The organism is Serratia sp. Ag1 (assembly GCF_000743355.1).
GTDB lineage: Bacteria > Pseudomonadota > Gammaproteobacteria > Enterobacterales > Enterobacteriaceae > Chania.
In genome coordinates, this window is the sequence record NZ_JQEI01000011.1 from 172901 (window position 1) to 185790 (window position 12890).

The window sequence follows — 12890 nt, forward strand, 5'->3', positions numbered from 1 at the left end:
AAAGGCCCGACAGATTGCCGGGCCTCTTCGCTGGATTTACCACCACAATTTAGTTGCTGGTATCCAGTTCAGGGAAGCTTTTCACTAGATCGTCAATAGCCTTCATCTGCATCAGGAAAGGTTCCAGTTTATCCAGCGGCAACGCCGACGGGCCGTCACATTTGGCGCTGTTCGGTTCTGGATGCGCTTCAATAAACAGCCCTGCCAAGCCAACAGCCATACCGGCACGCGCCAGTTCGGTCACCTGCGCACGGCGGCCACCGGATGCAGCGCCAAACGGATCGCGGGTTTGCAACGCGTGGGTCACGTCAAAGATCACCGGATGGCCACCGGTCACATTCTTCATCACGTTGATGCCCAGCATGTCGACCACCAGGTTGTCGTAACCAAAGTTGCTGCCGCGATCGCACAAGATCACTTGGTCATTACCGCCTTCTTTGAATTTATCGACGATGTTCCCCATCTGACCCGGGCTGACGAACTGCGGTTTTTTAACGTTGATCACCGCACCGGTTTTCGCCATCGCTTCAACCAAATCGGTCTGGCGAGCCAGGAAAGCAGGCAACTGGATGACATCGACCACTTCAGAAACCGGCTGCGCCTGTGCGACTTCATGCACATCGGTGATCACTTTCACGCCGAAGGTACTTTTGATTTCCTGAAAGATTTTCATCCCTTCTTCCAAACCAGGGCCACGATAGGAGTGGATGGAAGAACGGTTGGCTTTATCGAATGACGCTTTAAAAACGTAAGGAATGCCCAATTTCTGCGTCACAGTGACATAGTGTTCGCAGATGCGCATCGCTAAATCGCGTGACTCGAGCACGTTCATCCCGCCAAACAGCACAAACGGCAGGTCATTCGCTACCTTGATGTCACCAATGCTAACCACTTTCTGTTTCATGCTTGCGCCCTTCTTAAAAATAAATCGGAATTAATTAGTGCAGCGTAACCTGCTTCATTTCAATCGCGTGGATCTGGATTTTAATCACTTCACTGATCGGATCTTCAGGGCACTGCTCAACAAAATAGTTGAGATCGGAGATCGCAATGTGGTTGCACTCCAGTTGTGCGTAGATCAACCCGCGATCGCGGATTTCATACGGGTCATCGGGATCAAAGCTCAGCACGGCTTCACTGGCTCGCAGCGCCAGTTCCATCTGCTTCTCTTCCATCAGTGCGGCTTTCAGCGTGTCCAGCATCTTGCGCACCACCAGGATGTTTTCTGACTCATACAGATCGTCATCCTCCAGTTCCGCCCCCAACCCCAGGTTGCCTTTGAGCCAGACTTCCAACTGATGTTCGTTCAACGTTTCACCGTTCAGCGGGTTGATTAACCACATATCTTCATCCAGCCAATCGGCGCGCAGGATTAACTGCGTGGGGAAAATTACCGGCATCAGCGGGATGTCAATCTGTTGCGCAATATAGAGGAAAATCGTCCCTAACGAGACTGGCGTACCCTGCCGTGCATCCAACACTTTATCCAGCCAGATCGCATCTGACAGACGATAGACACCGCTGGCACCACCAAAGCCCCAGGTTTTGAAAAACAGCTCAATGAGCGCATCCAGTTGCTGCTCCTGATTGAGATCGTCCGGGATGGCGGTTCGCGCTTCATCAGCCAGTTGCTGCAACCTGCGCGCCACTTCCGCCGCAGGAAAATCGCGCCGGATGGCCTGCGACACCAGGATCACCCCATCACTCAAAGGTGAGGTGTTAAATTCGAAATCAGCAATGCTACTCATAGGTATCCCATCAGAAACGGTATTTTCGTCGTGGCAAGTTTAATGATCAGGTACAGACAGCCCAAAGCCAGTACAAACGCCAGCGTGCGTTTAGTCCAGTTCTTGGTTTTCTTGCTCAATGCGACGTAGCCAAGCAGGATGTAGAGAATAACGCCAAACAATTTCTCGGTCAGCCAGGAGTCCATACTCAATAACGGGTAAAGCTTGAGCATGACCACCAGCGCAATCCCGGTGAGCAACAGCAGCGTATCATTGATATGAGGCGTTATCTTTACCCAACGTTTCTGCATCATAGCCGAGTCGCGCCATTTCCAGAAGAAGCGCAGTATAAACAAGATAATACTGATAGTTACCGTCAATAAATGCAGGTGTTTTAACGCCATGTAAGCTGCCATGCGGGTTCCTTATCTTTATTATGATTTCTGGCCTAAAGTCACGCGATCGTTGCCGCCATAGTCGCGGCAGGTTTCAATAGCTTTAAATCCTGCTTCCTTCAATAACGCCCTCACGCTTTCCCCTTGCTGCCAGCCATGCTCCAGCAACAACCAACCCTGTGGCTGCAGGTGATCAAGCGCTTGCTGTGCGATTAGCGCCAGATCTGCCAGCCCGTTCTGGTCGGCAACCAGTGCGCTGCTGGGTTCAAAGCGCACATCCCCCTGTGCCAGATGAGGATCGGTGGCATCAATATAAGGCGGATTACTGGCGATCAGCGCAAACCGCTGCCCAGCAACCGGCGTAAACCAACTACCCTGCATGAAAGAAGCGTTACCGATCGCTAATTTCTGCGCATTATGCTGCGCCAGAGTGACTGCCCCAGGTTGCAGATCGATCCCAATTACCTGACAATCCGGGCGCTCACTGGCCAGCGCCAACGCGATCGCGCCAGTGCCCGTGCCCAAATCGAGGATCGCACAAGGCTCGGCGGGCAAACGCTCTAGCGCCAGCTCCACCAGGCATTCAGTATCCGGGCGTGGGATCAGGGTGGCGGGCGACACCGAGAGCGGCAACGACCAAAACTCCCGCTCCCCCACCAGATAGGCTACCGGTTCACCGCGTTCACGGCGTGCCAACAACGTGGCCAGTTGCTCGGTTTGCTGCGGCGTCAGCAGGGTTTCGCCAAACGCCATCAGGAACGTGCGGGCACGCCCGGTCACAAAACCCAACAGAATTTCCGCATCACGCCTGGCGCTTTCACTCGCCGTCAGGCGGGCAACGGCGGCCTTCAGCCAGGTTTGATAATCCATTACTCAGGCTCTGCCGACAGCGCAGCCAACTGATCAGCCTGATATTCCTGCACGATCGGCTGAATCAGCATGTCCAGCTTACCTTCCATCACTTCATCCAAGCGGTAAAGCGTCAGGTTGATGCGGTGATCGGTCACGCGCCCCTGCGGGAAATTGTAGGTGCGGTTACGGTCAGAACGATCGCCCGTGCCCAACAGGTTGCGCCGGGTTGACGCTTCTGCCTGCTGGCGTTTCGCCATTTCGGCAGCACGGATACGCGCACCGAGCACCGACATCGCTTTGGCTTTGTTCTTATGCTGCGAACGCTCGTCCTGACATTCCACTACAATGCCGGTTGGCAAGTGAGTAATACGGATCGCCGAATCGGTGGTGTTAACGTGCTGACCACCGGCACCGGAGGAACGAAAGGTGTCAATGCGCAGTTCGCTGGGGTTAATCTCTGGCAGTTCGGCTTCCGGTATTTCTGGCATCACGGCTACGGTGCAGGCAGAAGTATGAATACGGCCCTGCGACTCGGTTTCCGGCACGCGCTGCACGCGGTGCCCACCCGATTCAAATTTCAACTGGCCATAAACACCATCACCAGAAACCTTGGCGATCACCTCTTTGTAACCACCGTGTTCACCTTCGTTGGCACTCATGATCTCCACGCGCCAGCGGCGCATTTCGGCATAACGGCTGTACATGCGGAACAGATCGCCTGCGAAAATAGCCGCTTCGTCGCCGCCCGTGCCTGCACGCACTTCCAAAAAGCAACTGCGCTCATCGTCTGGATCTTTCGGCAACAGTAAAACCTGCAACTGCTGTTCCAGCTCTTCAGCAACGGTTTTAGCCTGCTTCAGCTCATCCTGCGCCATTTCACGCATTTCTGGATCGTCCAGCATCATTTCTGCCGTTGCTAAATCCTCCTGCACCTGACGCCATTCCAGGAAACAGCGGCTGACATCGGTCAACTGCGCGTATTCACGCGACAATGCGCGAAACCGATCCTGATCGGCAATAACCCCGGCATCGCCGAGCAGCGCCTGTACTTCTTCATGGCGCTCTTGTAACGCTTCCAGTTTGGCAACAATAGAAGGCTTCATGCGTGGTTTTAAACCCCGTTAATGAGAGAAAACTAAGCTAATCCAGCCCGAGGCTGTCGCGTAAAATGTGCAACCGCTCCATGTCGCCATCGCTGGCGGCCTGTTGGAGGGATTTGGTGGGAGCATGAATGAGACGATTGGTCAATTTGCGAGTCAGTTCCTGAATAACCAACTCAACGTCCGCCCCCTGCGCAATGGCAGACAGCGCTTTCGATTCCATTTCCAGACGAACCTGTTCGGCCTGCGAACGGTAATCACGAATGGTCTCCGTCGCGCCCTGCGAACGCAACCAGGCCATAAAATTGATGCTTTCCTGCTCAACGATCGACTCCGCCTGCACCGCCGCCGCCTGACGCTGTGCCAGGTTGTTCTGAATAATAGCGTGCAGATCGTCCACGCTGTACAGATAGGCGTTCGCCAGTTTGCCGACTTCAGGTTCAATATCACGCGGTACCGCGATGTCCACCAACAGCATCGGCTGATTGCGGCGTGCTTTCAGGGCGCGCTCCACCATGCCTTTACCGATAATCGGCAGCGGGCTGGCGGTAGAGCTGATGATAATATCGGCGTCTGCCAAGCGTTCATCGATCTCCGGCAGAGTAATCACCTCCGCCCCCACTTCTTTCGCCAATAGCTGGGCGCGTTCGCGGGTGCGATTGGCGATAATCATATGCTTGACTTTGTGCTCACGCAGATGGCGTGCCACCAGTTCGATGGTTTCACCAGCCCCCACCAGCAACACGTTCAGTTCGGCCAGAGACTCGAAAATCTGACGTGCCAAGGCGCAGGCGGCAAAGGCGACCGAAACTGCGCTGGCACCGATTTCAGTTTCAGTGCGGACGCGTTTGGCAACCGAGAAGGATTTTTGGAACAGGCGTTCAAGTTCGCCAGAAAGTGATTGGCCGCGTTGCGAGTCAGCAAAGGCTTTTTTGACCTGCCCAAGAATTTGCGGTTCACCCAATACCAATGAATCCAGGCCACTGGCGACGCGCATCAAATGGCTGACCGCCTCATCCCCCTGGTGCCAATACACACTTTTGCTGACGTCTTCCGGGCGCAAATGATGGTATTCACATAGCCAATTGATCAACTGCTCGCGCAGGTGTTCCTGTTGCTCTACGCTGAGGTACAGTTCGGTACGGTTGCAGGTAGATAATACAACACCGCCCCGCACCAACGGCTGTTGGAGCAGGCTAGTCAGCGCTTGTTCGATCGACTCTGGGGAGAAGGTTACCCGTTCTCGCAGAGAAACCGGTGCGGTTTTGTGATTAATACCTAACGCGAGCAGGGTCATTGCTTCGAGTAATACTTATCTTGGTACGGGTTTTCATTAAGTGGCATTCTACTTGATGCTCGACCTCAATAAAAGCAACAACCGCATCTTCCAATCAATCGCTAGTATAGTTATTTCCTTGATGTGAGATGTTGAGTAACATTGCCGACGCCAGGGTTTACCGTGAACCTGAGTAGCAAAGAACTGGTTTCGCTCGACCCGCCCGTAAGGACAAAAGGACAACAAAAAGTTATGCCTATCCGCAAAGTTAATTTGCTTCGCCTGCTCCCGTTGGCCAGCCTGCTGCTGAGCGCCTGTACGCTGTTCAAACCGAGCGGCCCTGCCACCAGCCCAACCTCACCACAGTGGCGGGCGCACGAGCAGGCTGTGCAGCAGCTCGAGCAGTATCAGACCCGTGGCGCTTTCGCCTATCTGTCCGATCAGAAAAAAGTCTACGCCCGCTTCTTCTGGCAACAATATACCCCCGATCGCTACCGGCTGTTGTTAACCAACCCGCTGGGCAGCACCGAGTTAGAACTTAACGTACAGAAAGAAGTGGTTCAGTTGAGTGATAGCCAAGGCAAGCGCTACACCAGCAACGATGCGGAAGAGATGATCCGCAAGCTGACCGGGATGGCCATTCCTTTGAACAACCTGCGCCAATGGATGTTAGGTTTGCCAGGAGAAGCCACTGACTTCACCCTCGACGATCAGTACCGCCTGAGCAAGCTGACCTATCAGCAGGGCGCTCTCACCTGGACGGTGACTTATCAGGATTACGATTCCGATCAGCAACCGCCGTTGCCAAGCCGCCTTGAACTGCAACAGGGTGACCAGCGCATCAAGCTGAAAATGGATAATTGGACGCTTAAATGATTCACCAATGGCCCTCTCCGGCAAAACTTAATCTGTTTCTTTATGTCACTGGCCGTCGCGCTGACGGCTACCACCAACTACAGACACTGTTTCAATTCCTGGATTACGGCGATACCTTGACCATCGAACCACGCCAGGATGACCAGATCCAGCTATTGACGCCAGTTGCGGGCGTGCCAGATGAACAAAACCTGATCGTGCGTGCCGCCCGTTTGTTACAGCAATACTGCACTACCCACGCCATAGATACGCCGCCGCGTGGCGCTGATATCCGCATTGAAAAACGCCTGCCGATGGGGGGCGGGTTGGGGGGCGGTTCATCCAACGCGGCCACGGTGCTGGTTGCACTGAATGAATTGTGGCATTGCGGCTTGTGCGACGAGCAGTTGGCAGCGTTGGGGCTGGATCTCGGGGCCGATGTACCGGTATTTGTGCGTGGGCATGCGGCGTTTGCTGAAGGCATCGGCGAACAACTGCAACCGGCAAATCCGGCAGAAAAGTGGTATTTGGTGGCCCACCCTGGCGTCAGTATCCCTACGCCCGTCATTTTTGCCGACCCTGAATTAAAAAGAGACACCCCAATTCGCCCACTGAGTGCCCTCTTACAGGCTCCATACGCAAATGATTGCGAACCGATTGCAAGAAAACGTTTTCGCGAGGTTGAACAGCTTCTTTCATGGCTGTTACAATATGCGCCGTCACGCCTGACTGGCACAGGTGCTTGTGTGTTTGCAGAATTCGACTCCGAGCCCGCCGCCCTTCAGGTGTTAAATCAAGCCCCGGCCTGGTTGCGTGGATTTGTAGCGCGTGGCGTTAACGTTTCACCACTACATCGCATCCGTTCAGGGCAGTCTGAGTCGTAGCTCAACGTTTCGCTGCGCAGGGTTATTTACACTAAACCCTGCCATCTCGGCGCTGCCTGCGGTTCAATTTAGTTTTACTTACCCGTATGGTTATTGCGTCGGTGTCGCCAACTGCCCCTTGGCGAAGGCCGTATGACAATATCTTCTCTGGACGCAAGCCTGAGGTTCTTCTCGTGCCTGATATGAAGCTTTTTGCTGGTAACGCCACCCCGGAACTAGCACAACGTATTGCCAACCGTTTGTACACCAGCCTTGGTGACGCCGCTGTAGGTCGTTTTAGCGACGGCGAAGTGAGCGTGCAAATCAACGAAAACGTACGCGGCGGTGATATTTTCATCATCCAGTCCACCTGTGCACCGACCAACGACAACCTGATGGAACTGGTTGTTATGGTTGATGCCCTGCGTCGCGCCTCCGCAGGTCGTATTACTGCTGTTATCCCTTACTTCGGTTATGCCCGCCAGGATCGCCGTGTGCGTTCCGCCCGCGTGCCAATCACAGCCAAAGTTGTTGCTGATTTCCTCTCCAGTGTCGGGGTTGACCGCGTACTGACGGTGGATCTGCATGCTGAGCAGATCCAAGGCTTTTTTGATGTCCCGGTAGATAACGTATTTGGCAGCCCGATCCTGCTGGAAGACATGCTGCAACAGAATCTGGAGAACCCGATTGTGGTTTCCCCTGATATCGGTGGTGTTGTGCGCGCTCGCGCCATCGCCAAACTGCTGAACGATACCGATATGGCTATCATTGATAAACGTCGCCCGCGCGCAAACGTTTCTCAAGTGATGCACATTATTGGTGACGTTGCGGGCCGTGACTGTGTGCTGGTCGACGATATGATTGATACCGGCGGTACTTTGTGTAAAGCGGCTGAAGCGTTGAAAGAACGCGGTGCCAAGCGCGTATTCGCCTACGCGACGCACCCGATCTTCTCCGGCAACGCCGTGGAAAACATTAAGCACTCGGTGATTGATGAAGTGATCGTCTGTGACACCATTCCGCTGTCGGCAGAAATCAAAGCGCTGAAAAACGTCCGTACTCTGACCCTGTCCGGTATGCTGGCTGAAGCCATCCGCCGTATCAGTAACGAAGAGTCAATCTCTGCCATGTTTGAGCATTAATCTTCTGCCCGGCGTAGCCAACACCTGCGCCGCAGCGGTCGGTTAAGCCTGGCAGAAAACAAAAACCCGTTGAAGCGACAAGCAACAACGGGTTTTTTTATGCATTAATCTAAACCATCTTGCTGGCGGTTTTCCTTGGTGCAAAGCGGCTCAATGAGATGAATGATGCTGGTTGTTTTTGCAACGCTTATCAAAGTGTTTTACCCACCAATAACGGTCCGCCACCTGTTCACGCCCACCAATACGCGCCCCTACCAACCAAAGCAGTGCGCCGATGAAAATGCTCATAACAGCACCGTGAGCAAAAAACTGCGGCAAATTGAGTTGTGAAACTTCAGCAAGAATGGAGTATCCAACACCCACCACCATCACCACCATTCCCAACCCCATTAGAACGTTGCCCATTAAGCCAGCGTTTCTACGTTTCATATGCCACCTCCATCGCGTCATGTGCCAACTCGGGATAACACACAAATTGTTAACCCACTTCGATAAGTTAAGTATAGGCATTCTTACAATAAGGGTATTGCGTTAAGGCTCACAAATGACAAATAAATATCGACAAATCTTTACGCAACGCTAAAAATTAGCTAACAAATTGAATGATTTCCCTAATGTATTATCTACTTTCGCGCCAGTAGCCCCCATTAAGCGGGAAACATCACGATCAGGGCTTTTGTCATTCAGCGTGCCGACAGGTAAACTACCGTCCTTTCCATTATCCTGATCATAGTGAATCCCTCGTGAGCAGTATCAAATTGATTGTTGGCCTGGCAAATCCGGGCGCAGAATATGCCCATACGCGGCACAATGCGGGTGCGTGGTATGTCGATTTATTGGCACAGCGCCACAACCAACCGTTGAAGGAAGAGAGCAAATTCTTCGGCTACAGCGCCCGCTTGAATTTGGCAGGCAACGATGTTCGGTTGCTGGTCCCGACCACCTTTATGAATCTCAGTGGAAAGGCCGTCGCTGCTATCGCAACTTTTTATCGAATCCAGCCAGAAGAGATTCTGGTCGCCCACGACGAGTTAGACTTGCCACCGGGAGTGGCCAAGCTAAAACTGGGTGGCAGTAACGGCGGCCATAACGGTTTGAAAGATATTCAAAGCAAGCTTGGCAATACCCCGAACTTTTATCGTTTACGCATTGGTATCGGCCACCCCGGCGACAGAAACAAAGTCGTAGGGTTTGTGCTTGGCAAACCGCCGTTAACAGAGCAAAAGCTGATTGATGATGCTATTGATGAGTCACTGCGTTGTACGGAGATTTTATTGCAGGAAGGCATGACAAAAGCCATGAACCGTTTACATACATTTAAGGCCACTCTCTAACAGCAAGGCCAAACGAGAGTAAGAACACTCGTTTGGCTTATTTTCTCATTGGGCAAAAACGGCAAAACTTGCTTGGCGCACAGTATGGCTGAGTCGCCTGCCCACCACTTTGTAGCGTAACGCCAGGTACTGCGCCCTCTTTCGCCTCTTTTGCTGCATGAAAAGGCCGTTCAATCAACGTCTTTTTACGTTCGTTACGGAAGTGAATAATAAATGATATGACGGATAGCAATAAGAGTATCGGCGCCAGAAATGCATAGACTCCATTCATGGAATAGTTTCTCCCTTGGATATTAATATATCAAAAATAATGTGCGAATATTATATGAAAAAAATTACCTCAACAATAGCAACTGATAAATTTACAATTCTTAAGTTTCCTTGCTGGAGATAATTGAGAAATATCTCAGCAAAGCGAGAAATATCTTAAATAAACCAAATAGCTATTTTTTGCTGATTAAACTGTAGCCTAGTTACACTAAATTTAATATAAACGAAAAGCGATACAAGACAATTCTTATTTTGCTTAAATTTTAATCTTTTCAATTTCATACCCTACTGCCGCTATCGGCCTTGTAAACAGTAGGGACAAGTGCTCCCCCTGATTATCTTGCCGCTCAACAGCCATAAAAACAGATCAATTTTTAATCAAAAAATTCACTATCACCTTTATACACTAAATAATTCGAGTCAGTATTGGCCTACTGAGCCACATACTTTCTTAAGCTAAAATTTTAAATGACCCTGCGATAGTATCATCAAATTATTAGTGTTTAATGGCTAATTACAGAATACCCTTAGTTACCAATAGTACATCCGAATTAATACAACGTATTTTAAGAATAGTTAAATTATATTTCACATTATAACATTCATTAAAAATGAAACAATTGTACTTGATACCGTCTACCCAATTGATGGATCATTAATTGCTTAATCAATGCACAGCCGAATCTGAATACAAATGCGTTAGCAGCACACCCGGCAACTGTCAGATCGAGATAAGCACGCATTACGTGTATAATAGTGAGATAACTTTACCATTTATGCAGTGGGTTAGTTTTAACCCACTGATAGCTAAGATATTTAAGGTGACATAAACATGGGATTCAAATGCGGTATTGTCGGTCTGCCTAACGTTGGCAAATCCACCTTGTTCAATGCGTTGACTAAAGCGGGTATTGAAGCAGCCAACTTCCCGTTCTGTACCATTGAGCCTAACACGGGTGTGGTGCCGATGCCCGATCCGCGTCTGGATCAGTTGGCCGAGATAGTTAAGCCTCAGCGTATTCTCCCCACCACCATGGAATTTGTGGATATTGCAGGTTTGGTAAAAGGGGCTTCTAAAGGCGAAGGTTTGGGTAACCAGTTCCTGACCAATATCCGCGAAACCGAAGCAATTGGCCACGTGGTGCGCTGTTTTGAAAACGACAACATTATCCATGTCAATAACCGGGTCGATCCCGCCGACGATATTGAAGTGATCAATACCGAGTTGGCACTCTCTGACCTGGATACTTGCGAACGTGCCATTCATCGTGTCCAGAAGAAAGCCAAAGGCGGTGACAAAGACGCTAAAGCCGAACTGGCAGCACTGGAGAAATGTCTGCCACAGTTAGAAAATGCTGGCATGCTGCGCGCGCTGGATCTGACGGCTGAAGACAAAGCCGCCATCCGTTACCTGAGCTTCCTGACGCTGAAACCGACCATGTACATCGCTAACGTCAACGAAGACGGTTTCGAGAATAACCCATACCTGGATAAAGTGCGTGAAATTGCAGCAGCGGAAGGTTCCGTCGTTGTGGCTGTTTGCGCCGCTGTCGAATCTGACATTGCTGAACTGGAAGATGAAGATCGCGCCGAGTTTATGGCTGAACTGGGATTGGAAGAGCCAGGATTAAACCGTGTCATTCGTGCGGGTTACGAATTGCTGAATTTACAAACCTACTTCACCGCAGGTGTAAAAGAAGTGCGGGCCTGGACGATCCCGGTTGGTGCAACCGCGCCACAGGCTGCAGGCAAGATCCACACCGATTTTGAAAAAGGCTTTATCCGCGCACAGACCATCTCTTTTGAAGACTTTATTGCCTACAAAGGTGAACAAGGTGCTAAAGAGGCCGGTAAAATGCGTTCGGAAGGTAAAGACTATATCGTTAAAGATGGCGATGTAATGAACTTCCTGTTTAACGTCTAAATGGTTTTGCTCGTCGCATGACATCTCATGACGAGTCATAAAGGCCAATAAACCTTATAAAATCCACGGAATTGCGTGGATTTTTGTTTTTATGTCGTCTCACGTGATTTCATGAAAGCGCAGTAAAAAATGAGTACGTAGGTGAGTACAATCAGTTCCCATCTCCGCTTTAGGTGAGTACAATAACGGTATAAGAAATGTACAAGGATACGTTATGCTCACTGATGTACAATGCCGCACTGCTAAACCGAAAGAAAAACTCTATCGACTCAACGACTTCAACGGCCTGTATCTCGAAGTTAAACCCAACGGCAAGAAAGCATGGCGTTATCGGTTCAAACTTAGCGGCAAATCCAGCATGTTTGCGCTGGGTGAATATCCAACGGTGAAACTTGGCGAAGCGCGAGAAAAATGTGAACTGGCACGCAAACAGGTTATGGAAGGAATCAACCCTGCACAAGCAAGGCAGTTAGACAAAATCCGCAAGGTTAACGATGCATCCAACACTTTTGAGCTCATCGCCAAAGAGTGGTTGCAGATGAAGGACTGGGCGGAAATCACCAAAATACGCCGCCTTGATATGCTTGAGCGCGTAGTATTCCCGTCAATTGGTCGGCTCCCTGTTAGGGAAATCACACCCCATCACATTTTGAAAATACTACAAGAAACAGCGAAACGCGGGGCACCTACCGTCGCCGCTGAAGCCAGACGTACCATCTCATCTGTTTTTGAGTTGGCTGTAGCTACTCTAAGAGCAGATAGCGATCCCGTCTGGCCTGTACGCAAAGCAATTCCAGCAAATAAAACTCAGCATAAGCAGGCATTAAATCAGCAGCAAATCGGGAAGCTATTAAGCAACTTCGATAACAGCCGTGGCACATACCAGGTTAACTATTGCATGTGGTTGATGTGGTGGACGCTGGCGCGCCCCGCAGAAGTTACAGAAGCAGAGTGGTCTGAATTCGACTTAGAAAAAGCACTATGGACCATACCGGCAACTCGAATGAAAGCCCGGCGAGAGCATGTGTCAAAACCACCGCCTAATGACCGCTTTTCCACATTTATTTTGTCCGGTTTTCCTCATTTCTGATGTCCGCTTGTAGCATTCAGTTTTCTGTGTTTTTCTCCTCTATTGTTTTGGCTAACGTGCCA

The 12890-nt window shown here is 50.8% G+C and carries 12 protein-coding genes and 1 pseudogene; 6 read left to right on the plus strand and 7 right to left on the minus strand.

The genetic code is table 11. The features are described 5' to 3' along the window. Positions 1-49: 49 nt before the first annotated feature. From kdsA to hemA, 6 genes are read right to left on the minus strand one after another with little or no spacing between them, the layout of a single operon-like run. Positions 50-904 carry a 3-deoxy-8-phosphooctulonate synthase gene (kdsA, locus tag IV04_RS07125; RefSeq protein ID WP_037398762.1) on the minus strand — a complete coding sequence of 285 codons (855 nt, stop codon included), beginning with the start codon at positions 902-904 and terminating at the stop codon, positions 50-52. A 34-nt stretch (positions 905-938) separates the two neighbouring features. Beyond that, on the minus strand, positions 939-1748 hold the full coding sequence (gene sirB1, locus IV04_RS07130; RefSeq protein WP_037398759.1) for an invasion regulator SirB1: 810 nt from the start codon (positions 1746-1748) through the stop codon (positions 939-941). Continuing rightward, a complete protein-coding gene (locus tag IV04_RS07135) occupies positions 1745-2143 on the minus strand; it encodes a SirB2 family protein (RefSeq protein ID WP_037398757.1) in 399 nt (132 codons plus the stop codon). The genes sirB1 and IV04_RS07135 overlap by 4 nt, the downstream gene beginning before the upstream one ends. 18 nt (positions 2144-2161) lie before the next feature. After that, entirely contained in the window at positions 2162-2992 is an 831-nt protein-coding gene (gene prmC / locus IV04_RS07140; RefSeq protein ID WP_037398754.1) for a peptide chain release factor N(5)-glutamine methyltransferase, read from the minus strand. Continuing rightward, on the minus strand, positions 2992-4077 hold the full coding sequence (gene prfA / locus IV04_RS07145; RefSeq protein ID WP_037398751.1) for a peptide chain release factor 1: 1086 nt from the start codon (positions 4075-4077) through the stop codon (positions 2992-2994). The genes prmC and prfA overlap by 1 nt, the downstream gene beginning before the upstream one ends. 37 nt (positions 4078-4114) lie before the next feature. Further along, positions 4115-5371, minus strand: a complete 1257-nt coding sequence (hemA, locus tag IV04_RS07150; RefSeq protein WP_037398749.1) for a glutamyl-tRNA reductase — start codon at positions 5369-5371, stop codon at positions 4115-4117. A 231-nt stretch (positions 5372-5602) separates the two neighbouring features. Between hemA and lolB the strand changes: the two genes are divergently transcribed. The 3 genes from lolB (at position 5603) to prs (ending at position 8210) form a co-directional block, all read left to right on the plus strand. Next, a complete protein-coding gene (gene lolB / locus IV04_RS07155) occupies positions 5603-6226 on the plus strand; it encodes a lipoprotein insertase outer membrane protein LolB (RefSeq protein WP_037398743.1) in 624 nt (207 codons plus the stop codon). Continuing rightward, on the plus strand, positions 6223-7089 hold the full coding sequence (ispE, locus tag IV04_RS07160) for a 4-(cytidine 5'-diphospho)-2-C-methyl-D-erythritol kinase (RefSeq protein ID WP_037398740.1): 867 nt from the start codon (positions 6223-6225) through the stop codon (positions 7087-7089). Before lolB ends, ispE begins: the two co-directional genes overlap by 4 nt. A 173-nt stretch (positions 7090-7262) precedes the next feature. Then, positions 7263-8210 (plus strand): ribose-phosphate diphosphokinase, encoded by a 948-nt coding sequence (gene prs / locus IV04_RS07165; protein WP_004390739.1) that lies wholly within the window; start codon positions 7263-7265, stop codon positions 8208-8210. A gap of 150 nt (positions 8211-8360) precedes the next feature. On the opposite strand, the gene ychH is transcribed toward prs, so the two are convergent. Further along, positions 8361-8639 (minus strand): stress-induced protein YchH, encoded by a 279-nt coding sequence (gene ychH / locus IV04_RS07170; protein WP_037398736.1) that lies wholly within the window; start codon positions 8637-8639, stop codon positions 8361-8363. Positions 8640-8953: 314 nt separating this feature from the next. Here ychH and pth point away from each other — a divergent pair, with 314 nt between their 5' ends. From pth to IV04_RS07185, 3 genes and pseudogenes are all read left to right on the plus strand, one after another. Next, on the plus strand, positions 8954-9544 hold the full coding sequence (pth, locus tag IV04_RS07175) for an aminoacyl-tRNA hydrolase (protein ID WP_037398734.1): 591 nt from the start codon (positions 8954-8956) through the stop codon (positions 9542-9544). Positions 9545-10646: 1102 nt separating this feature from the next. Beyond that, positions 10647-11738, plus strand: coding sequence for a redox-regulated ATPase YchF (gene ychF / locus IV04_RS07180; RefSeq protein ID WP_037398732.1), 1092 nt, complete (start codon positions 10647-10649; stop codon positions 11736-11738). Between the two features lie 214 nt (positions 11739-11952). Next, positions 11953-12777, plus strand: a pseudogene (locus tag IV04_RS07185) (tyrosine-type recombinase/integrase); the annotation flags it as partial. Positions 12778-12890: the final 113 nt, after the last annotated feature.

Excerpts from the sequence above, each read along its gene's own strand:
- kdsA (WP_037398762.1), bottom strand. The coding sequence starts at position 904 with ATGAAACAGAAAGTGGTTAGCATTGGTGACATCAAGGTAGCGAATGAC.
- sirB1 (WP_037398759.1), bottom strand. The coding sequence starts at position 1,748 with ATGAGTAGCATTGCTGATTTCGAATTTAACACCTCACCTTTGAGTGAT.
- IV04_RS07135 (WP_037398757.1), bottom strand. The coding sequence starts at position 2,143 with ATGGCAGCTTACATGGCGTTAAAACACCTGCATTTATTGACGGTAACT.
- prmC (WP_037398754.1), bottom strand. The coding sequence starts at position 2,992 with ATGGATTATCAAACCTGGCTGAAGGCCGCCGTTGCCCGCCTGACGGCG.
- prfA (WP_037398751.1), bottom strand. The coding sequence starts at position 4,077 with ATGAAGCCTTCTATTGTTGCCAAACTGGAAGCGTTACAAGAGCGCCAT.
- hemA (WP_037398749.1), bottom strand. The coding sequence starts at position 5,371 with ATGACCCTGCTCGCGTTAGGTATTAATCACAAAACCGCACCGGTTTCT.
- lolB (WP_037398743.1), top strand. The coding sequence starts at position 5,603 with ATGCCTATCCGCAAAGTTAATTTGCTTCGCCTGCTCCCGTTGGCCAGC.
- ispE (WP_037398740.1), top strand. The coding sequence starts at position 6,223 with ATGATTCACCAATGGCCCTCTCCGGCAAAACTTAATCTGTTTCTTTAT.
- ychH (WP_037398736.1), bottom strand. The coding sequence starts at position 8,639 with ATGAAACGTAGAAACGCTGGCTTAATGGGCAACGTTCTAATGGGGTTG.
- ychF (WP_037398732.1), top strand. The coding sequence starts at position 10,647 with ATGGGATTCAAATGCGGTATTGTCGGTCTGCCTAACGTTGGCAAATCC.